The sequence below is a fragment of the Devosia sp. BK genome, from assembly GCF_032907385.1.
In the GTDB taxonomy this organism is placed as follows: domain Bacteria; phylum Pseudomonadota; class Alphaproteobacteria; order Rhizobiales; family Devosiaceae; genus Devosia.
Genome location: NZ_JAIMBX010000001.1, coordinates 759320 through 779177, shown reverse-complemented (window position 1 = coordinate 779177; position 19858 = coordinate 759320). Strand labels below are relative to the sequence as shown.

Annotated in this window: 19 protein-coding genes and 1 tRNA gene; 2 read left to right on the top strand and 18 right to left on the bottom strand. The window is 60.5% G+C overall.

Annotated features, from left to right (window positions below; all coding sequences use genetic code 11):
• Window positions 1-113 precede the first annotated feature (113 nt).
• From DevBK_RS03745 to acs, 5 genes are all read right to left on the bottom strand, one after another.
• Complete coding sequence (locus DevBK_RS03745) at window positions 114-1310, bottom strand: MFS transporter (protein ID WP_317184514.1); 1197 nt, start codon at window positions 1308-1310, stop codon at window positions 114-116.
• A gap of 136 nt (window positions 1311-1446) precedes the next feature.
• Entirely contained in the window at window positions 1447-2508 is a 1062-nt protein-coding gene (locus DevBK_RS03740; protein ID WP_317184513.1) for a glycosyltransferase family 1 protein, read from the bottom strand.
• An 89-nt stretch (window positions 2509-2597) separates the two neighbouring features.
• On the bottom strand, window positions 2598-3398 hold the full coding sequence (locus tag DevBK_RS03735) for a UDP-2,3-diacylglucosamine diphosphatase (protein ID WP_061911125.1): 801 nt from the start codon (window positions 3396-3398) through the stop codon (window positions 2598-2600).
• A gap of 85 nt (window positions 3399-3483) precedes the next feature.
• A complete protein-coding gene (locus tag DevBK_RS03730; protein ID WP_061911123.1) occupies window positions 3484-4566 on the bottom strand; it encodes a glycoside hydrolase family 3 N-terminal domain-containing protein in 1083 nt (360 codons plus the stop codon).
• 227 nt (window positions 4567-4793) lie between these two features.
• Window positions 4794-6737: an acetate--CoA ligase gene (gene acs / locus DevBK_RS03725; RefSeq protein WP_317184512.1), complete on the bottom strand. Its 1944-nt coding sequence runs from the start codon at window positions 6735-6737 to the stop codon at window positions 4794-4796.
• Window positions 6738-6896: 159 nt separating this feature from the next.
• On the opposite strand from acs, the gene DevBK_RS03720 reads away from it, so the two are divergent.
• A complete protein-coding gene (locus DevBK_RS03720) occupies window positions 6897-7463 on the top strand; it encodes a GNAT family protein (RefSeq protein ID WP_317184511.1) in 567 nt (188 codons plus the stop codon).
• A 213-nt stretch (window positions 7464-7676) separates the two neighbouring features.
• On the opposite strand, the gene DevBK_RS03715 is transcribed toward DevBK_RS03720, so the two are convergent.
• The 5 genes from DevBK_RS03715 to DevBK_RS03695 form a co-directional block, all read right to left on the bottom strand.
• Complete coding sequence (locus DevBK_RS03715; RefSeq protein ID WP_317184510.1) at window positions 7677-8999, bottom strand: lipopolysaccharide biosynthesis protein; 1323 nt, start codon at window positions 8997-8999, stop codon at window positions 7677-7679.
• Complete coding sequence (locus tag DevBK_RS03710) at window positions 8996-10165, bottom strand: lipid II:glycine glycyltransferase FemX (protein ID WP_061911115.1); 1170 nt, start codon at window positions 10163-10165, stop codon at window positions 8996-8998. Before DevBK_RS03710 ends, DevBK_RS03715 begins: the two co-directional genes overlap by 4 nt.
• 123 nt (window positions 10166-10288) lie before the next feature.
• Window positions 10289-10987: a TerC family protein gene (locus DevBK_RS03705; RefSeq protein ID WP_061911113.1), complete on the bottom strand. Its 699-nt coding sequence runs from the start codon at window positions 10985-10987 to the stop codon at window positions 10289-10291.
• Window positions 10988-11207: 220 nt separating this feature from the next.
• A tRNA-Lys gene (locus DevBK_RS03700) sits at window positions 11208-11283 on the bottom strand.
• Between the two features lie 201 nt (window positions 11284-11484).
• Window positions 11485-11682 carry a hypothetical protein gene (locus DevBK_RS03695; protein ID WP_317184509.1) on the bottom strand — a complete coding sequence of 66 codons (198 nt, stop codon included), beginning with the start codon at window positions 11680-11682 and terminating at the stop codon, window positions 11485-11487.
• Window positions 11683-11967: 285 nt separating this feature from the next.
• Here DevBK_RS03695 and DevBK_RS03690 point away from each other — a divergent pair, with 285 nt between their 5' ends.
• Window positions 11968-13080, top strand: coding sequence for a pyridoxal phosphate-dependent aminotransferase (locus tag DevBK_RS03690; protein WP_317184508.1), 1113 nt, complete (start codon window positions 11968-11970; stop codon window positions 13078-13080).
• Here DevBK_RS03690 and DevBK_RS03685 read toward each other — a convergent pair.
• The 8 genes from DevBK_RS03685 to ilvC form a co-directional block, all read right to left on the bottom strand.
• The gene (locus tag DevBK_RS03685) at window positions 13065-14012 is read right to left on the bottom strand and encodes an endonuclease/exonuclease/phosphatase family protein (protein WP_317184507.1); all 948 of its coding nucleotides are present in this window, start codon (window positions 14010-14012) and stop codon (window positions 13065-13067) included. The two genes, DevBK_RS03690 and DevBK_RS03685, sit on opposite strands and share 16 nt — an antisense overlap.
• A 27-nt stretch (window positions 14013-14039) precedes the next feature.
• Window positions 14040-14489: a GNAT family N-acetyltransferase gene (locus DevBK_RS03680; protein ID WP_317184506.1), complete on the bottom strand. Its 450-nt coding sequence runs from the start codon at window positions 14487-14489 to the stop codon at window positions 14040-14042.
• Between the two features lie 66 nt (window positions 14490-14555).
• Window positions 14556-16115 (bottom strand): 2-isopropylmalate synthase, encoded by a 1560-nt coding sequence (locus tag DevBK_RS03675; RefSeq protein WP_317184505.1) that lies wholly within the window; start codon window positions 16113-16115, stop codon window positions 14556-14558.
• A gap of 116 nt (window positions 16116-16231) precedes the next feature.
• Entirely contained in the window at window positions 16232-16357 is a 126-nt protein-coding gene (locus DevBK_RS03670) for a hypothetical protein (RefSeq protein ID WP_274532533.1), read from the bottom strand.
• 103 nt (window positions 16358-16460) lie between these two features.
• The gene (locus tag DevBK_RS03665; RefSeq protein ID WP_317184504.1) at window positions 16461-17345 is read right to left on the bottom strand and encodes a PhzF family phenazine biosynthesis protein; all 885 of its coding nucleotides are present in this window, start codon (window positions 17343-17345) and stop codon (window positions 16461-16463) included.
• Between the two features lies 1 nt (window position 17346).
• On the bottom strand, window positions 17347-17841 hold the full coding sequence (locus DevBK_RS03660) for a heme-degrading domain-containing protein (RefSeq protein WP_061911099.1): 495 nt from the start codon (window positions 17839-17841) through the stop codon (window positions 17347-17349).
• Window positions 17842-17931: 90 nt separating this feature from the next.
• Complete coding sequence (locus tag DevBK_RS03655) at window positions 17932-18651, bottom strand: hypothetical protein (protein WP_317184503.1); 720 nt, start codon at window positions 18649-18651, stop codon at window positions 17932-17934.
• Window positions 18652-18813: 162 nt separating this feature from the next.
• Window positions 18814-19833 carry a ketol-acid reductoisomerase gene (gene ilvC / locus DevBK_RS03650; RefSeq protein ID WP_061911095.1) on the bottom strand — a complete coding sequence of 340 codons (1020 nt, stop codon included), beginning with the start codon at window positions 19831-19833 and terminating at the stop codon, window positions 18814-18816.
• Window positions 19834-19858 lie beyond the last annotated feature (25 nt).

Genomic DNA, 19858 nt, shown 5'->3' with positions numbered 1-19858 from the left:
CGGGAGCCACAGACAAATCTGCGCGGACTGGAGACCCTCGGGTCAAGCCCGAGGGAACACCGAGAATGTGATGAGCGCGTCTAGAGAAGCGGGCTACGGGCTAGCGGCGGCCCCTACCGCACCGCATCCTTCGGCGGCCGCAGCTTTAGCGACAGCAACACACACCCAATCGCGATCGAGCATGTCACCGTCGACGAATAAAACGCGGCGGACCCAAAAAACTCCACCAGCCAGCCAAAGCAAATCAGCATGACCATGGCCGCGCCCTGGTTGAGCATATTGGCAAAGCCCTGCGCTTCGGCAGCATTGCTCTCATGCGTCCAGTTGGCGATGAAGTGCACAACGCCGAAATAACCCATGCCGAAGCTGAAGGCGTGGAGCAACTGCACGGCGAACAACACTTCCACCGGCGGCGAAAACGCCAGGACAGTGAAGCGCAACAGCCCGGCGATGGCAGCTGCCAGGATCATATTGCGCGCCGTCACCCGTCCGCCAAACCGGCGCCAGGCAAACATCAGCACCGCTTCCCCGATCGCTGCACTCCCGAGCAGCGGTCCGAGGAAATAGTCAGGGATCCCCTGCTGGTGCCAGAGCAGCGCGCCAAAGCTGCCGATCACCGCATTGCTCGAGTTGACCAGCGCAAAGGCAATCAGCGGCAGCACGAACCAGAGCTTGAGCGAATCTTTTAGCCGCGCCGTCTGCGGCAACGCCTGCGTCACGCCAGCTACTGTCGGCTCGGCCGCTGGTGCCCTGAACCGCGGCAGTAAAAAGCCGAGCGTAGCGCGCAGCACCGTCATCAAAATATAAAGCGTGATAAAGGCGCTTGGCCCCAAAAGCGTCAGCAGGATGCCAATGCCCGACGCCCCAACCACATAACCGACCGTCGCCCAGGCTCGCACAGCGCCAAAGTCGGTGCCGTTTCGCTGCGTCATCCGCACCGTTGCGGCATCGATGATCGGAGCGACGAGGCCGTTCGACATGCCGGTCAGCGCCCAGATGAGCAGAATGCCCCAGAATTCAGTGGTGAAATAAAGCGCAAACGGCACGATCGCCGCGACCAAAGAAATCGCGATAATCGCCGTGCGCCAATCATCGGCCCTGTCGGCGATACGCCCGATGACCATGTTGAGGACCAGCAGCCCCAGCATCGGCAGGGCATTGATCAGCCCGATCTGGTCGGCGGGAATCCCGTGCTGGCTCAGCCAGATGCCAAGATAAACCGAAGCGACCGCACCCGGCAGGTACACGGTGAATTGATAAAGGGATGCGCGCGCCTCGGGCGTATCGAGGCGGGATAATGCGGGGGGCATGGAAAAAACTCCGGACGCAAATCATGCGTCCGATCCCCTTGGTGCATCGCAGCGAACGACAATGCAAGACCGAATATGCCGGAAAAATAACGTTGCAGCCGCGATGTGACAAAGGTGTAACGTAAGTTACGCCCGCTTAGATTGCCGCCGCCATCCCAGCCACCCGGCTCGTCGCCGGCACTAAGCCGTCCAGAAACTGTCGCGCGCTAGCGGCCCAGGTGAAATTCTCCGCATGCGCGCTGGCATCCGATCTTGTCAGCATGAGCGCACGCCGAACCGCCACAGCAAGATCCTGATGCACGACGCCCGCTCGGCCGTCCGTCAAAATGTCCTTCGGCCCGGTCACTGGATAGGCTGCCACCGGTGTCCCGCAGGCGAGAGCCTCGGTAATGACATTGCCAAACGTGTCCGTCCGGCTCGGAAAAACCAGCACATCCGCGCCGCGATAGGCATCGACCAAGTCCTCGCCGTGCCGATAGCCGCAAAACACCGCCTCAGGGTAAAGCTTTTCGAGCCTCGCCCGATCGGGCCCATCACCTACGACGATCTTGGTCCCCGGCACATCAAGGCTGAGGAAAGCCTCGATATTCTTCTCCGCCGCCACGCGCCCAACATGCAGCAGTTTTGGCCCCTGCAAATGCGCAAAGACGTCCGACCGTCCCGGTTTGAACCGCTCCATATCGACCCCCCGGCCCCAAAGCCGCAGATGCGAAAATCCGCGGTTCAAGAGATCATCCCGCAGCGATGGCGTCGGCACCAGCGTATTGGCGGCCGGATCGTGAAACCAGCGTAGATAGCCATAGCCCCAGTCCTGCGGCACAGGCAGCCGCGCCGAGAGATATTCGGGAAAGCGCGTGTGAAAGCTCGTCGAGAACGCCTTGCCGCGCTCTAGACAATAACGTCGCGCCAACAGCCCCAGCGGGCCTTCCGTCGCAATATGAATGTGATGCGCGCGGGCATGCGCCAGCCGATGAAACACGGCCCGGCGGGAGGCCAGCGACAGCCGGATTTCCGGATAGGTCGGCACCGGGACGGTCCAGAATTCTTCCGGCGTCAGATAGTCGACGCTGTGGCCCCATTCGCGCAGCACCTTGCCGGTGCTTTCGAGCGTCCGAACCACGCCATTGATCTGGGGACGCCAGGCGTCGGTGACGATGACGATCCGGCGGGAGGAGGCAGGCGAAACGGTCTTGGCCATGGCGGCACCGCGGGGCTGATGTAACCGTCTTCAGCCTGCTCTGCCTGGATTGCGCTGCGATGACCCTATTGCGACGGGCGCGCGACAGCCTATTCGCCTAGAGACTTTCGCACTTTTGCACGCCGCGGCTCGCCGACGATCATTTCGGTCCATTTGATCATCTCGAACTGCCCATCGTGATTCTCCACCACAGCCGTGCAGCTTTCTACCCAGTCGCCGGTATTGATATAATGGATGCCAAGCCGATCATGCATATCGGCAAAGTGGATGTGGCCGCAGATCACGCCATGGACACCCGATTCCTTGGCCTCATGAACCAGCGCTTCCTCGAAACGCCCGATGACGGAAACAGCGTTTTTCACCTTCTGCTTCGCCCAGGCGCTCAGCGACCAATATTGCAGCCCAAGCCGGCGCCGCACCCAGTTGATCAGAATATTGACCCGTAGCGCGAAGTTGTAGGCCCAGTCGCCGACATGGGCGAGCCACTTGGCATTCATCACGACCACATCGAACTGATCGCCATGGATGACGAGATAGGTCCGTCCCGTCGCGGAGGTGTGCACGGTGCGATCGACGAGCTCGATCTCGCCGAAATAGGTCCCGAGGTATTCGCGCAAAAACTCGTCGTGATTGCCCGGCAGATAGACGACGCGCGTCCCCGTCGTGGCCTTATCGAGCAGAATCTGCGTCAGTACATTGTAGTCTTCGGGCCAGTGCCAGGCCTTGGCCAGCCGCCAGCCATCTAAAATATCACCAACCAAATAAATGGTCTCGGCATCGTGGAGGCGCAGGAATTCGATCAACTGCCGAACGCGCGTCGGCTTCATGCCCAAGTGCACGTCGGACAGGAACAACGCCCGGACGTGCCGGACCTCGCGATCATCCGTCATTGCTCTTTGGCCTCCAATCAGGCGCTCACCTTAGCGTTGCGGGCCTTCGGAGGAAACGGGCTTCATGAGAAAGAGGTGGAAAGGCTTAACCTAAGCGCCGCTTGAGCGCGACGATGCGCTCATAGCTCTCCTCGATCCGCGCCTTGAACACAGGATCGGCCTCGGCGTGCTCGACGAGAATGTCGAGAATTTCCTTGCCCAAGGTCGGCCGCTGATAGCCGGTATTGGAAAAGAGCAGGATATCCATGCCCGCCGATACGGCCTCGACCACGGTTTCTTCGAGCGTGAAATGATCGCGGATGGCGCCCATTTCGAGATCGTCGCTGATCACGACGCCCTTATAGCCAAGATCGGTGCGCAAAACCCCGTCGATCCAACGCTTTGAGAGCGATGACGGCGTCTGCTCAGCGCCCTCTGCATAGTCCGAATGGAACAGGTGCCCGACCATGACCATGTCCAGCACGCCCTCGCCGATCAACGCCTTATAGGGCTCGAGTTCGGTCTCCGACCAAGTCTTCGAAATATCCGTAAAACCCTCGTGGCTGTCAGTCGTCGAAGACCCATGCCCCGGGAAATGCTTCAGCGCCGTCGCCAGCCCCGCTGCATGATGCCCCTCGATGAAGGCACGATCATAGGCGGTCACGATTTCCGGATCGGCGCTAAACGCCCGGCCAAACTTCGCAATGACAGGATTGTTCGGATTGACGTTGAGATCGGCAACCGGCCCGAAATTGACGGTGAAACCAAGCGCAGCAACGCTCTTGGCCATGGTCTCATAGATGCCCTCGGCCTGCTCCGGGGTGTTCTCGGCGGCAATCGTCGACGCCCGCGCGATCTCCTTGAAACCGACATCCTCCGTCAACCGCTCGACCGCGCCCCCTTCCTGATCGAGCGTGACAAACGGCGGCAGGTCCGGTGACGCCGCACGAAACTGCGCATTCATATCGCGGACTTGCCCGAGCGACTTCACGTTCTTCTTGAGATACATGACGCCGCCGAGCTGCCCGCTTTTCAGCTCCGCAGCAATCGCCTTGACGCTGGCATCGCTCGCACTATCGCCATCAAACCCGATCACGATCATCTGCCCCGCCATGTCCTCAAGCGTCGCGGCATGGATCGGCGCAGCCAAGGCAAGGCTGGTAAAGGCAGCAAGAAATAGCGGGCGCAAGCGACGGCTCCGGAGTGCGAATCTAGTGGCCGACACTGGCCATGGAAAGCGGGCGAGACGATGACTGTGGTTATGGACGGGTGTCACCCCCTCCCAGCCTCCCCCATCAAGGGGGAGGTGCAGGCTGGTGGATTTGACTGTATGGCGCCACAAACTCGATGTGACACCTCCCCCTAGATGGGGGAGGTTGGGAGGGGGTGACCGGCAATCACCACCCCCGTGACGAATTACCGATTTTGCCGATTGCTAATCAGATCATCCACGACAGCCGGATCAGCCAATGTCGACGTATCCCCCAAGGATCCGAAATCATTCTCGGCCACCTTGCGCAAAATCCGTCGCATGATCTTGCCCGAACGGGTCTTGGGCAAGCCTGGTGCCCACTGAATCAAGTCCGGCGTCGCGATCGGCCCGATTTCCTTGCGCACCCAGTTCCGCAGTTCGCTGCGCAGCTCGTCCGAACTCGCCTCGCCCGCCATCAACGTCACATAGCAATAGATGCCCTGCCCCTTGATGTCGTGCGGATAGCCCACCACGGCCGCCTCGGACACTTTCGGATGCGCCACGAGCGCACTTTCGACCTCTGCCGTCCCCAGCCGGTGCCCCGACACATTGAGCACGTCGTCGACACGCCCCGTGATCCAATAATAGCCATCGCTATCCCGCCGGCAGCCGTCACCGGTGAAATAATAGCCCTTATACTGGCTGAAATAGGTGTCGACGAACCGCTGATGATCGCCATAGACCGTGCGCATCTGCCCCGGCCAGCTGTCGGCAATCGCGAGCACGCCCTCGGCCTTGGTCTGGCTTTGCACCACGCCCTCGGGCGAGAGCACCACCGGTTTGACGCCAAAGAAGGGCTTCGTCGCCGAGCCCGGCTTGGTCGGGAACGCGCCGGGGAATGGCGCGATCATGTGTCCGCCGGTCTCGGTCTGCCACCAGCAATCGACAATGCCGCAACGCTCCTTGCCGACATGCTTATAATACCACATCCAGGCTTCCGGATTGATCGGCTCGCCCACCGTGCCGAGCAAACGCAGGCTCGGCATGTCGTATTTATCGGCAAAGTCATGGCCCGCGCCCATAAGCGCGCGGATCGCCGTGGGCGCCGTGTGGAAAACGTTCACCTTGTGCTTTTCGACCACCTGCCAGAAGCGGCTTGCGTCCGGATAGCTCGGCACGCCTTCGAACATCAGCGTCGTCGCGCCATTGGCCAGCGGCCCATAGACGATATAGGTGTGCCCGGTGATCCAGCCCACGTCCGCCGTGCACCAGAAAACCTCGCCATCGCGATAATCGAAGGTCAGCTGATGCGTCAGCGACCCATAGACGAGATAGCCGCCCGTCGTGTGCAGCACGCCCTTGGGCTTGCCGGTCGAGCCGGAGGTATAGAGGATGAAGAGCGGATCTTCCGCATTCATCGGCTCTGGCGGGCAGTCGGCGCTCACCTTGGCTGCCTCGTCGTCATACCAGACGTCCCGGCCCGCCTCCATGGCGACCGCGTTGCCGGTCACCTTGCTGACGATGACGCGCTCGACGCCGCCGACTTTGGCCAGCGCTTCGTCGACATTCTTCTTGAGCGCAATGGTCTTTCCGCCGCGCCGACCTTCGTCAGCCGTCAGGATGATCTTCGAGCCGCAATCCTCGACGCGGCCAGCAATGGAATCGGGCGAAAAACCGCCAAAGATCACCGAATGCACGGCGCCGATACGCGTACATGCCAGCATGGCGACAGCCGTATCGATGACCATCGGCATATAGATGGTGACGCGGTCGCCTTTTTTGACGCCATTGGCCTTGAGCACATTGGCGTAGCGGCAGACGCGCTCATGCAGCTCGCGGTAGGTCGCCTTGCCATCCGAGCCCGGCGTATCGCCTTCCCAGATGATCGCCGTCTGATCGCCGCGCTTTTCCAGGTGCCGGTCGAGGCAATTGTAGGAAACGTTGAGCACCCCGTCCTCGAACCATCTGATCGAGATATCAGGATAGGCAAAGCTCGTGTTCTTTATGGTCTTGGGGAAAGTCACCCAATCGAGGCGTTTCGCCCGCTCGGCCCAGAATCCATCGGGATCGTCGATCGAGCGCTGATATTGCGCTTCGTAATCGGCGGCTGTGGTCCTGGTATGCGCGAGTGCAGCCGCATTGGGCTGGAACAAGAGCTCTTCGCTCATTGTCGTCCTCCTAGTCTCTCCCGCTATCCGTTCTAGAGAGCCCGGCAACCGCCCGCAACCCCTTGACCATTCGAGGCAAAGCTGCGTGCAAACGCCACGGTCCATTAACGGCCCCGCGCTATTCTTGCCTCTCGGAGATATGCGCAAGGGAAGAGATCAATGGCAGAAATGACCATCCGGGCCGCCGAGCCCAAAGATATCGACCTCATTCACGCCGAACTCGAAGACGTCATCGCGACGTCCCCGTTCTATAATGACCGCTTCAAGGCCTATGAAACGGCGCGGCTCAACAAGACCTATCTGCAAAATCTTCTCGCCATCGATCCCTGGCACATCATGATCATGTGCGCCGATGGCGTCCCCGGCGGCGCCATGGTCTCTGGCCCCGAATTCGGCGCCGTCTTCCGCTACTGGAGCTGGGTCTTTCCGTCACATCGCCAGACCAAGCTCGGCATGTTCGGCATGCGCGCCTTCGACGAACACTGGAACGAAAACCGCTTCCATAAGGCCTATACTTTCGTCCGCCCCGAAAACGAAGTCGCCCGCATGCTCCTCAAGCGCTACGGCTATCGCGAAACGGCGCTCCTCGAGCAGCACATCTTCGGCCAGGACTATCTGCTGATCGAAAAGTTCTACACCAAGGTCGGCGACGACTACGACAACGGCGTCAACATCGGCCGTTTGGGTCGGTTGAAGAACAGCATCAAGGGTTTGGTAGGGGCGTGAGCCAACCGCTAGCTGGATAACTACAGCGAAAGGCCGGGAGCCACCACCTCTCCCTCTGGGGGAGAGGTCGACGCGAAGCGGCGGGTGAGGGGGCCTTCGGCAAGCACCTGACCCAATTAAGGCCCCCTCACCCGGCCCAATTGGCCGACCTCTCCCCCAAAGGTAGAGGTGGAGCATGCCTCAGGCTTCGTGCCCAACCACCACCCCTAAACCCTATTCCGCCGCCACCACAACCCGTCGGCTTCTGAACCATTGCAAGATGGACACATCGACCCGCGCGGTGTGCAGCGCGGTCATCCAGAGCGCCATCGACCAGATCGTAATCGACAGGATCGCCGCCAGCGAAGCCCCGACTAGCCCCATGGCCGGCACCAGCACGAGATTGCTGACAAACAGCGAAAAAATCCCCAGCGCAATCGCTGGAAGACTTGCCCAGGGCCGATCATGGATCGAGAGCACGATCGAAGCCGGCCCCAAAACCGATCGTACCACCAGCGACAGGCAGAGGATCGCGAGGGGCGCCGCGCCTGCGGCGAACTCTGGCCCAAACAGCATCAGCGCAAAGGGCGCGCCGACCACGGCGCCACCAAACAACAGTAGTGCGACGCCGCTCGCCACAGCATTGGCCTCGCCCACCTTTCGGTTGAATTCGCTGCGGTCCGCCTTTGCCTCGCTTTCGAACATATCCGGCATGGTCACGGCATAAACCGCCGCCACGCCGAACGACACCAGCGAGAAGATGCGCGTGCAGACGCCGAAGATCGCCAGCTCTTCCTTGCTCAGCAAATGGCTCAGCAGAAGGAGATCGATATCGAAGAAAAAATCGGTCGCAAGACTGATGATCACCCATGGCAGTGCAAACCGCCACCAACGCTTGCTGTCGACCGGCGCGGGGTCCGCACTCAACGGCACTTGCGGCAGGCTCTTGATCACAAGGCCGAACTGCACCAGCGACACGACGATATAGGCGAGCCCGAAGCACCAGAGCATCTGCGTAAAGCCGGCCTCCGGCAGGCCCACACCCAGCGCAAAGAGGAACGATGCGAGGACGATCATCGGCCGCAGCAGCGCATCAGCGAAGAACCCCGCAAAAGGCCGCTTGAGCCCCACCAGCATGGCGCTGTTGACGTAAACGATCGCCGTGCCCAGCGTCAGCAGCGCGAAGGGCACGAAATGCAGTGCCAGAGTACCCTGGCCCTGCCCGATCAGGTCGAGCAGCATCGGCCCGGCTATGATCAGTCCGACGAAGGTGAGCAGCACATGGCCATAGGCCCGCGTCAGAAAGGCCAGCAATTGCTGCCGGCTGCCACGCGCCCGATATTCGGCAGCAAAATAAGTGCCGACCGTATGAAAGCCGAGCGGCATTACCACGGCGACGAGATTAACGCTGGCCACAGTCAGCAAAAACTCACCAAGCAGTTGCGCGCCCCAGAGCCGGGCGATGAGCGCCTGCGTGGCAAAGATAAAACCGGCGCCAAAGATTCGGGCCGCAAAGATAACCGACGACTGCGACGCTAGTCTCCGGGCGAGGCTCATTTCAGATACTCGTCCCAGATATGTGGCGTTTGGTCCGGCTTGGCCTTGCTGCTTCGGAGGCCATCGATATGCCGGCGCGTGTGCTGATAAAGATCGCGCAACGTAAACGCCGCCGTGCCGATCAGCTTCGCCCAAGGCGAGGTGGCATAGTTCAGGACGGGCGGCACGGGCCGGATCACCCCGGCATCGCCCACCATGCCCGTCTTGAACTGGTGCAGCCCCTGGAAACCATCGGTCCCCCCGAGGTCATACCACTGGCCTCGCGTATTATCGCGCAGCCAACGGATCACGTGCCAATGGAGGAAGTAACCGGCACGCAGTGGCAATGCGTTGTCATTGGTCGCGCCATAGAGATAAACCGCACGCTCACCCGCCTTGAAGACCAGCGCCCCAGCGACCGTCTCGTCCCCCTGACGCACGAAGAACAGTTCGGGCCGCAGGGGCTCGTCGAGCGCCATCAGCGCATCGAGCGTTTCGTAAGCCGAATGATCGGGAAACTGCTTGCGCTCGGTCATCGCCGCATAAAGTGTCTTGAACGCTTCTATCTCGCCCGGCTCCGCGCGCCAGAACTCGAGCCCGGCCTTGTCAGCCTTATTAAGCTGACGCCGCCAAGTCTGGCTGAAGCTTTTGCGCAGATCGGCATCAGGAAGCTGGAGCTTGACCATATAGCGGTTTGGAAACAGCAGCGTCGACCCGCGTGCAAAGCCACGCTGGCGCAGCGCCACATAGCCCGCATTGGTTTCCTCCGGCGCCGCATGCAGCAGCACCGAGAGCATCATGTTCCGGGTTTCTGCATAATCTTTGATGAGGCATTCAGTCATCGCGACGCGCAAGGCGTCCGCATCCGCAACCTTGCGCGAAGCGAGCATCGGCGCCCACTTGACCACGGCCATCTTGCCCAACCCGAGCGGCAGCGGCTGGATCATCACCAGCGCCCCACCAATCACCGTCCCGCCGCGCGAAAAGACCAGCGGTTCCTGGCTCACGCCCGGCCAACGCGTCGAGGCGAAGGCGTGCATCTGCTCCTGGCAGACCTCGTCAAAACTGCCGATGATCGCATCCCAATCGGCGCCTGCAACTTGCTTGCTGGCCAAGACGATGCCGGATGCTCCAACGGTGGAAGCAGCCCGGCTCTGGTCATACGAATCTTCGGCGATGACGGACATAAAAATCCCCGCAACTTGGTGTTTGCGGGGAAAGCTAGTGCCTCTAGATGAGCAAATCCCTATTGAGCTCTCGCAAATGCCCCGGATTTGGGGGCGTGGTTAGCGAAAGCTCAAATCATTGGATCAATGTGCAGCGGCCGCGCCCACTGCATGCGGCGTGTAAAGCAGCGGGATTTCGGGGATGGTGACGAAGGCTCCAGCCCCTTCGAGCGTCATGCGCACCGCCACGAACAGGATGATCGCGAGGCCGACCCAGGCGATCCAGCGGAAGCGATGCAGCAGCCGCGCGATGAAGGTCGCAGCGACGCCCATCATGACGACGGAGAGCGCGAGACCAAAAATCAGCGCCTCGGTGTGATGCTGCGCCGCGCCGGCCACGGCCAGCACGTTGTCGAGCGACATCGATACGTCGGCGATGATGATCTGGGTGACGGCCTGACGCAGCGTCTTGCGCGGCGCTTTGCCGGCAACGGTACCATCGGCATTGAGATCATTGCCGGCGAGCGCTTCGGTCGCCTCGCCTTCTTCCTCGTGACTGACGCTGAGCTCGCGATACATCTTCCAGCAGACCCAAAGCAGCAGGATGCCGCCGGCAATCAGCAAGCCGCCGCCCAGCGCGAGGAGCTGCGAGGTGATGAGCGCGAAGATAATGCGGAGCACGGTCGCTGCAGCAATACCGACCAGGATGGCTTTGCGGCGCAGATCGGCCGGAAGGCCCGCCGCGGCGAGACCGATGACCACGGCATTGTCACCTGCTAGCACGAGGTCGATCATGATGACCTGGAGCAGCGAGGTGAAGAAACTCGGATCGATTCCGAACATGAGGGGATGACTTTCAGTGAGCAATTCTTGCTGCGGCTATACGACGCGCCGCCGCGGGAGAAAAGCGCATCCCACGCAGATTAGCCTATTTAACTAGAAACGGGCTCAAAGTTACCGGAATGGTAGCAGAAACCACCCGAACTGCCACGCCCGGGGAGAAGCGGCACATCTCTCGTGCCGCCCTGTCATTTGATCGCCATGTCAGGGGCTTAGAAGACTTTGGTGGGCGCACAAGGGCTCGAACCTTGGACCCGCTGATTAAGAGTCAGCTGCTCTACCATCTGAGCTATGCGCCCGTCTTTGAAGACCGGCACCAAAGTGGCGCCTATGTAACAAGGGTCTTTTGGGCTGTCTATAGCCAAGTGCCCGAACCTGTGGATAAAATTTTGGGACCCTTCTGGGTCCCGCCAACATTTCTGGCATTTTCTCCTGCGGCACGCTTTGGCGCCGCTGAAGTTCCCCGTTCCGAACCGTCCTATCGGCGGGGATAAGGCCTTTTACCGCCGCGCCTGACGATAAGCGTCCAGTTCAAGAACGTTATCGGTCTGGCTCGTCTCCTCCGGTCGGAAATCATCCATCAGGCTGATCGTACGCTCGATGATATGACGCAATTGACGTGATCGCTGGTCGGCGCCTTGCAGGATGATCGCTGCGCGTTGCAGGTGATCACGTGCAAGCAAGTAAGTTGGGTTCACGTTTTGCTCCTTTATACCCGGCATATGGGTAACCCGCCGTCCACACGGCGCGTTGCAGAAGGTGGACCCGTATAGTTGTCGCTAACTTTCTGATTGCGCTCGCTTTTAATTCAAATGCCAACGATCGGCCTGCGCCCATCGAATCTCCCCGCAGCAAGTGGGTCCGCGATTTATGAACAAGAAAACCGCCTGTTGAGAACCGGCCCGGGGCTCGTCGCGAAAGCCATGTTGTGCCCCATGGAACTGCGCTAGAAATGAAAAAACACACGCATTCGGAGCGCACAATTGGCCCCGCCCAGATTGACCGAAATCGCCGAGAACTTGCCCGAAACCGTACCCTTCGTTGGCCCGGAGGCCATTGAACGGCGCATGGGGATAAAATTCGCCGCTCGAATCGGCGCCAACGAATCGGGTTTCGGCCCAAGCCCCAAGGTTCTCGACGCCATCCGCGATGCCGCAGCGGGGATATGGCAATATCCCGATCCAGAGAATCATGACCTCCGCACTGCCCTGGCCAAATTCCACGACGTAACCGCCGAAGAAGTTGTCATTGGCGAAGGTGTCGATGGCCTGATGGGCCAAATCGTCCGCCTTTTCCTCGCCCCCGGCGAGGTTTTGCTGACCTCGCTCGGCGCCTATCCCACTCTAAACTATCACGTAATTGGCCATGGCGGCCGTTTGGAGTTCGTCCCCTATGCCGGGGCACACGAAGACCTCACCGCCCTTGCCGAGGCTGCCCAGCGCCTAAAACCGCGGATCGTTTATCTCGCCAATCCCGACAACCCGATGGGCTCGTTTTGGCCCGCTGCAGACGTGGAGAGATTTATCGCAGCTATCCCCGAGGATACGCTGATCATGCTCGACGAAGCCTATGGCGAATTGGCTCCAGAAGACGCCCTGCCCGCCATAGACACGAGCAAAAACAACGTCTTGCGCCTCCGCAGCTTCTCGAAGGCCTATGGCCTCGCCGGCATCCGCGTCGGTTACGCTATCGGTCCTAAACCCATCATCGGCGCCTTCAATTGCGTCCGGAATCACTTTGGGGTCAATCGCCTAGCTCTGGCCGCCGCGCTGGCCGCTCTTGACGACCAGGATTATCTTGCGCACGCCAAGGGTCAGATCGCCCACGCACGCGATCGAATCGCTGAAATTGCTAGGGAAAATGGCCTCAATCCCCTGCCCTCAGCCACCAATTTCGTCGCCGTTGATTGCGGCCGCGACGGCGCCTATGCGGCGAAAATCCTCGAAGAACTGGCAAAACTCGGCGTCTTCATCCGCAAGCCCGGCACGCCGGGCCTCGACCACCATATCCGCATCAGCGTCGGTCCAAAGGCGGCGATGGATCTTCTCGCCGAAACCCTGCCAAAGGCTATCGCCGCCGCTCAGAGCGGCGCGTAAAGGCCAATCCGCGCAAAGAGATAGCGATGGTTCGACCCAAAGCTATCCTTGCCGGACGTTGTGTAGATGATCCGCGCATCGCCCTTGGTGAAGATATTGTCAATCGGCACGCCGAACTCGCCAAATTCCACCGGCCAGGTCGAGCGATATGTCGGGGGCGGAATCAGCTCCTGCGCCCGACCGAGAAAAGCTAAGGGGGCCGACCAAGCCGCGGCATTGAAATCACCAGATAACACGATCGGCCCGGTAATCCTCGAGAGCGTATAGCGCAGATAACCAAGCTCCTGCAGCGACGCTTCGTCGAAATAAGGCTTCGAGAGATGGATACCGACGACCGTCACCTTCACCCCCTCCACCGTCATCGGCGCTATGGCCAGGCGCGCGCGGCGAAACGGGGGGATATCTCTTATTTCGCCATTCTCGATCGGGAATCGCGAGAACAGCGAAATATCGCACGTCGCGACCCGATCGCAGCCCAGCCGATAGGGCAACACCGCCTCGATCTCGGGCAGATACTCGACCACCCCCGGCGTCTCCATGATCAGCGCCACGTCAGCGCCTGACGTCGTGATGTAATGCGCCGCCGCGTCGGCAGTCTGATTGGACGCTAACACATTGTAATTTAAATACGAAAACTCAGCCTGCAGCGCCCCGACGGGCACTTCGCGCCGCTTCTGGAACTCCCAGACATAAAAAGCGCCATGCGCAAACGCGCCGCAGAGAAAAACGAAAAACAGCGCCGCCCGCCATTTCGCTCCGAAGATGACCATCAGAACGGTCAATACCAGCCCGAGCGCAACGAGGTGAAACCTTAGAGACTGCAACAGCAATTCGCCCGGAATCCCGGGCGAAATGGAGGTGATGATCAGAATGACGGCAAGCACCCCGCCAAGGGCGAGGACAGCGCCACGAAACTCCGCCCGGCTCCACATGTTGCCCCCTGTCGACGTGCCGTAAGGCTAGAGCAGCTTCCTCATCTGGATGCAAGACTCGGCAATGCCAACAAGCTCATCGCGGTCCCACTCGAACCGCTCCCAGCCCGTCTTCTCGTAAAAACCCAGCGCGTCCGCCGCCGCATTGACCAGCAGCGTGTGCACACCAGGCGCCCTGGCCCGCTCGGTCAACAGCTGCTCCATCACGCGCCCATGGCCCGCGCCCTGCGCATCTCGCGTAATTGCCACTAGTCGCACCGCCGCCTTGCCTTCACCAAGGAGATCAAGCCGCACGGTGCCAAGCGCGCGGTCATCTTTCTTCAGCAAATAGGGATGGGCAAAATCTGCATAGTCGTCAGGATGCTTGTCGTTATAGACCCCGAACCGCCCTTTGGCCTCGAACAATTCCTGCCGTCGAATGGCATGGAAATCGACCCAGTCCTGCGGCTCGGTCACCGCGACCAGAACGTAGCTCATGGCTCGCCTCCTCGCGTCCACGGCGTTTGGCTGCATCACGCCAGACGGGCGATGCAGCCTCGCTTTTTAGCCCGCCAAAGCACCCTGTGCCGCAGCGCCACGCTCGATCATCACGCGATTGAGCGCATTGAGATAAGCGCGGGCCGAGGCCACCAGTGTATCGGGCTCTGCCGCATTGCCCGAAGCGATCCTGCCGTTCATTTCGAGACGCACATGGGCCGAAGCCTGCGCGTCGGTGCCGCCGGTCACGCCGTCGATCGCATAGAGCACCAGATTGGGGTCCTGCCCGACGCCTTCCTTGATGGCGTTGAAGATAGCATCGACCGAGCCCGTGCCCTCATAGGTCACCGAGGATTCGACGCCATCGACAGAAAGCGTGATCGAGCAACGATGCACTCCACCGGTCTTGCTGACGACTTCCATATCGACGAGCTTGATCCGATCGCCAACCGAGCCAACCTCGTCATCGACCAGCGCGACGATGTCGGCGTCATAGACGTGCTTCTTGCGATCGGCCAGATCCTTGAAGCGCTGGAAGGCTTCCTGGAAGGCGTTGTCGCCCAATTCGTAGCCCAGTTCCTTGAGCTTGTCTTTGAAGGCGGCGCGGCCAGAATGCTTGCCCATCACCAAGGTCGTTTCCTTGATGCCAACGCTGGCGGGCGTCATGATTTCATATGTTTCGGCATTCTTCAGCATGCCGTCCTGGTGGATGCCGCTTTCATGCGCGAAGGCATTTTTACCGACGATCGCCTTGTTGTACTGCACCGGGAAATTGGCTGCGGCCGACACGACGCGGCTGGCGCGCGCCAGGTGGGTCGTCTTGATATCGGTGAAGAACGGCATGGCATCGCCGCGCGTGCGCAGCGCCATCACCACTTCTTCGAGCGCCGCATTGCCGGCGCGCTCGCCAAGACCATTGATCGTGCATTCGATCTGTCGCGCGCCGCCGGCTACACCCGCCAGCGAATTGGCAACGGCCATGCCGAGATCGTTGTGACAATGGACCGAGAAGATAGCCTTATCGGAATTCGGCACACTCTCGATGATGGTCTTGAACATCTGGAAATGTTCTTCGGGCACCGCGTAGCCCACCGTGTCGGGCAGATTGATCGTCGTTGCGCCGGCCTTGATGGCGGTATCGACGCATCGCTTCAGGAATTCGAGCGGCGTGCGGGTCGCGTCCATGGCCGACCATTCGACATCTTCAACCAGATTGCGCGCCTGAGCGACGGTCCGCGCGATGATCTCGATCACCTCGTCCTCAGTCTTCTTCATCTGGTGGGCCAGATGGATTGGCGAGGTAGAAACGAAAGTGTGGATGCGGCCCTTCTGAGCGTGGCGCACAGCTTCTGCAGCGCGGTCGATATCGGCTGTGATGGCGCGGGCCAAGCCGGCGACGGTCGCCTTCTTTACCTGCTTCGCCACAGCAACGACGGCTTCGAAGTCGCCATTGGAGGCAATCGGGAAACCGGCTTCGATAATGTCGACGCCCATCTCGTCGAGCGTTTCGGCAACCTGCAGCTTTTCTTCCAGCGTCATCGTCGCGCCGGGCGATTGCTCACCGTCGCGCAGCGTGGTGTCGAAGATGAAGACGCGTTCTTTGTTGCTGTTGGCAGTTGCAGTCATTTCAGGCTCTTTTCCTATCGGCCCCGAGGCAATGGCTCGTCGGACCGGACATTTTTGATGTTCGGTTTGTGGCGATATCCCCTGACGACCCGCTCGCTAATCCGAGCTGCCGGTAATCAGGGGCTGATAAGAAGGAGAAGAAGCGCGGCCGGAAGCAGCAGCATGCCAGCAGCGATCATCAAGGCGCTGTTACGCTCCTGAGTCTGTGCGATGGCAATGGCTTTGGCGCGACGGCGCTGCATGGAGAAACTCTCTATTTCGATGGGAGCATGCGCGAATTTGCTGACCTATGCAAGTGTCGAGAGGCTGATGTCGCCAAATTTCGGCCGCCTCTCGACGAAAGGCTTAGTCGAGGTCGAGCTTCCCTTCGCCGACGATGACCGCATAGCCGCCGATCGCGCCATGTGTCAGCACTTCGGCTTCCTTGCGCAATTGCAGCGTGATGCGGCAAAGCCGGCCCATTTCCTTGCCCTGACGGAGGATATAATCCGCTTGGCCCGTACCGAGATCGGCCTTATCCGCCAAAAGCCCGATCAGCGCCGCGGCCGCCGAACCGGTGCCCGGATCTTCGCCGATATCCATGCCGAACATGCGAGCGGCGATATCGTTCTCGGGCTCCTCTGGCGTCAGCGTAAAGACATAGGCCGAGTTGTGGTCATGCGAGAACACCTCGCCGAACATTGCTTGATTGGGGCGCACCCGCGCCAAGACTGCTGCATTGCGAACGGGAACGAGGTGAAATGTGACGCCAGCCGTGTAGACTGCCGGCGTAAAAAGATCGCAGCCGATATCTTCGGGCTCGATCCCCAGCGCTTGGGCAATCCCGAGCCGGTTGTCGAGGTCAGCCACCTTGACGGGCAGCTTGGGCAGCGTGAACCGCGCCTCGGCCGAACGTTTGTCCGCCTTTTCGACCAGTGCCGTCACGAGCCCAATCTTCTCTTCCATCCGCACCGCGCTGCGATCGTCCTGCAGACCCAGCACTACCGCCGCGCCAACCGTCGGGTGACCTGCAAAAGGCAGTTCCTGATAGGGCGTAAAAATCCTGACGCAGGCAGCATTGCTCACGCTTTTAGCCTTGGTCAGAAACACGGTTTCGCTGAGATTGAACTCCCGCGCGATGGCTTGCATCTCTGGGTCGGAGAGCCCGTCAGCCTTAAGAACAACCGCAAGCGCATTGCCCTGCAGCCGGTCGCGGGTGAAAACATCGAGCAGCAAATAGTCGAGTTTCATCTCAAGAGGCCTCAGGCAAAGCGTAATCGGCGCGATCGCGGCCAAGATGGTCGCACAGCGCATCGACCGCCACGGCATGATCCTTCCAACCCGGCAGGCCGGAAATCGTCAGCGAACCGATGATTCCCGCACCCGGCACGCGCAGCGGAAAGCCACCGCCGGCAATGACATAGTCGGCAACGTCGGCGCCGGACTGCGGCGGAAACGGCACCTCGCCACGCTCCAGCACCATGCGATAACTCGCCCGGTGAAAGCGCTTCACCGTATTGATCTTGCGTCGCACCCATTCAGCATTGTCCGAACTCGTGCCCGGCGTGGCCGTGAAAAACAGCTGCCGGTCCCAGGTGCGGATATCGACCACCAGCGACAATCCCTCAGCCACAGCGCGCCTCCGAATGGCCGAGCCGATGTCGTAGGCCACGGCTTCGTCGAGCACCGGCAGAACCAGCTCGAGCTCCTGGCGCTTCACCTTGGCGATATGGTCTTCATTGCTCATGCGAGTCAGTCCTGATCGAGCGCAAACTATGCTGATAGCGGTATCCGGTCGAACGCCGATCGTGCAAGCAGTGTCGATGAAAAAGCGCGCCTAGAGCGTGATCCGTCCATCCTGCCAGGCATCCAGCAATTCGGCAGCATAAGCCATTACCTGCCCCCTGCCTGCCGCATCGGCGCCACGGCGTAGCGCGACCACGTCAGCCAGTTCGCGATGGTCCTGCGTTTCGAGATTTGCTCGGATCTGAGCGACGAGATCATCTGCCGTCGTGTCGAAATGGTATGCCTGACCAATCGAAATGCGCGGGCCATCGAGAACGGCCACGAGATTGCCCTGGCGCGAATCCGTGTGGTTCAATCCGGTCTCCTCCTCCAACTCCCACTGCGTCGATCGGGCCACATCGATCCGCCCATCCGGCAAGACATCACGCGGCTCCAGCGAACCGCCGGCTGGATAGATCATCCCGGCATTGGCGGTATCGTCGCCCATCAGCCCAAAGATCATGTGGCCGTCGTTCGACATGATCAGCGCCGAGCCGAAGAGATTATGAATACCGATCTGTGGGAAACCCGCCTCGCGCCAGGTCAGAAAAGCCGAGAACGCGTCCTCCTTCGCCTCCGCACGCAAAATGCCGTCTGCGTCGATCGTGGGCGGGGTCACCCCGATAATGCGACCGTCCCAGAGATGCGGATTGGCCGCGATCATCTCTGCCCAGCGCGGCGCAACTGAAGCCCGAAGCTCATCCGGCAGTGGCCAGGCTCCTTCGACAAAGCGGATGTCTACGCCCTTGATGGGGACGATGCCGATGCTCATGCGCTCTTCGCTCCTGTAGCCAAACGAAAACGGGGGCCGAAGCCCCCGTCTCTATATTGCGAGTATGGCGATTAGGTCTTCGCCTTGTCGACCAGCTCGTCAGCCTTGATCACTGGCGTCGCGTTAGCGCGCCGACGAAAAGACCGGGGAGCAAGGCCAAGCTTAGTTCTTCGCCTTGTCCACGAGGGCGCCGGCCTTGATCCACGGCATCATGTCGCGGAGCTTGGCGCCGACTTCTTCAATCGGATGCTCGTCGGCGAGGCGACGGGTCGCCTTGAAGCGCGAGGCGCCGCCCTTGTATTCCTGCATCCAGTCCGAGGTGAACTTGCCCGACTGGATGTCGTGCAGCACGCGCTTCATCTCGGCCTTGGTTTCCGAGGTGATGATGCGCGGACCGGTGACGTATTCACCCCACTCGGCCGTGTTCGAGATTGAGTAGTTCATGTTGGCGATGCCGCCCTGGTAGATCAGGTCGACGATCAGCTTCACTTCGTGCAAGCACTCGAAGTAGGCCATTTCCGGCGCATAGCCAGCTTCCACCAGCGTTTCGAATCCAGCGCGGATCAGCTCGACGAGACCACCGCAGAGAACGGCCTGTTCGCCAAAGAGGTCGGTTTCGCACTCTTCGCGGAAGTTGGTTTCGATGACGCCCGAACGGCCGCCGCCAACGCCCGAAGCATAAGCGAGCGCGATGTCATGGGCATTGCCAGACGCGTCGTGATGCACGGCGATCAGGCACGGCACGCCGCCACCCTTCTGGTATTCGCCGCGAACGGTGTGGCCCGGACCCTTCGGCGCGATCATGATCACGTCGACGGTGGACTTTGGTTCAATGAGGTTGAAGTGGACGTTGAGGCCGTGGGCGAAAGCTAGCGCTGCGCCGTCACGGATGTTGGGCTCGATGTCCTTCTTATAGATATCGGCCTGCAGTTCGTCCGGGGTCAGCAGCATGATGACGTCGGCCCAGGCGGAAGCCTCGGCGACCGACATGACCTTGAGGCCTTCGCCTTCGGCCTTCTTGGCGGACGGCGAGCCGGGACGCAGACCAACGGCAACGTCGGTGATGCCCGAGTCGCGCAGGTTCAGCACATGGGCATGGCCCTGCGAACCGTAGCCAATGATGGCGACCTTCCGGGACTTGATGATGTTGATGTCGGCATCACGATCGTAATAGACGCGCATGGGTATCTCCCCTCAACTGCGTTTT

Bases quoted from the DNA above. Each gene is read 5' to 3' on its own strand.
- DevBK_RS03745 (WP_317184514.1), bottom strand. From the start codon at position 1,310: ATGCCCCCCGCATTATCCCGCCTCGATACGCCCGAGGCGCGCGCATCC.
- DevBK_RS03740 (WP_317184513.1), bottom strand. From the start codon at position 2,508: ATGGCCAAGACCGTTTCGCCTGCCTCCTCCCGCCGGATCGTCATCGTC.
- DevBK_RS03735 (WP_061911125.1), bottom strand. From the start codon at position 3,398: ATGACGGATGATCGCGAGGTCCGGCACGTCCGGGCGTTGTTCCTGTCC.
- acs (WP_317184512.1), bottom strand. From the start codon at position 6,737: ATGAGCGAAGAGCTCTTGTTCCAGCCCAATGCGGCTGCACTCGCGCAT.
- DevBK_RS03720 (WP_317184511.1), top strand. From the start codon at position 6,897: ATGGCAGAAATGACCATCCGGGCCGCCGAGCCCAAAGATATCGACCTC.
- DevBK_RS03715 (WP_317184510.1), bottom strand. From the start codon at position 8,999: ATGAGCCTCGCCCGGAGACTAGCGTCGCAGTCGTCGGTTATCTTTGCG.
- DevBK_RS03710 (WP_061911115.1), bottom strand. From the start codon at position 10,165: ATGTCCGTCATCGCCGAAGATTCGTATGACCAGAGCCGGGCTGCTTCC.
- DevBK_RS03705 (WP_061911113.1), bottom strand. From the start codon at position 10,987: ATGTTCGGAATCGATCCGAGTTTCTTCACCTCGCTGCTCCAGGTCATC.
- DevBK_RS03685 (WP_317184507.1), bottom strand. From the start codon at position 14,012: ATGTGGAGCCGGGCGGAGTTTCGTGGCGCTGTCCTCGCCCTTGGCGGG.
- DevBK_RS03680 (WP_317184506.1), bottom strand. From the start codon at position 14,489: ATGAGCTACGTTCTGGTCGCGGTGACCGAGCCGCAGGACTGGGTCGAT.
- DevBK_RS03675 (WP_317184505.1), bottom strand. From the start codon at position 16,115: ATGACTGCAACTGCCAACAGCAACAAAGAACGCGTCTTCATCTTCGAC.
- DevBK_RS03670 (WP_274532533.1), bottom strand. From the start codon at position 16,357: ATGCAGCGCCGTCGCGCCAAAGCCATTGCCATCGCACAGACTCAGGAG.
- DevBK_RS03665 (WP_317184504.1), bottom strand. From the start codon at position 17,345: ATGAAACTCGACTATTTGCTGCTCGATGTTTTCACCCGCGACCGGCTG.
- DevBK_RS03660 (WP_061911099.1), bottom strand. From the start codon at position 17,841: ATGAGCAATGAAGACCATATCGCCAAGGTGAAGCGCCAGGAGCTCGAG.
- DevBK_RS03655 (WP_317184503.1), bottom strand. From the start codon at position 18,651: ATGAGCATCGGCATCGTCCCCATCAAGGGCGTAGACATCCGCTTTGTC.
- ilvC (WP_061911095.1), bottom strand. From the start codon at position 19,833: ATGCGCGTCTATTACGATCGTGATGCCGACATCAACATCATCAAGTCC.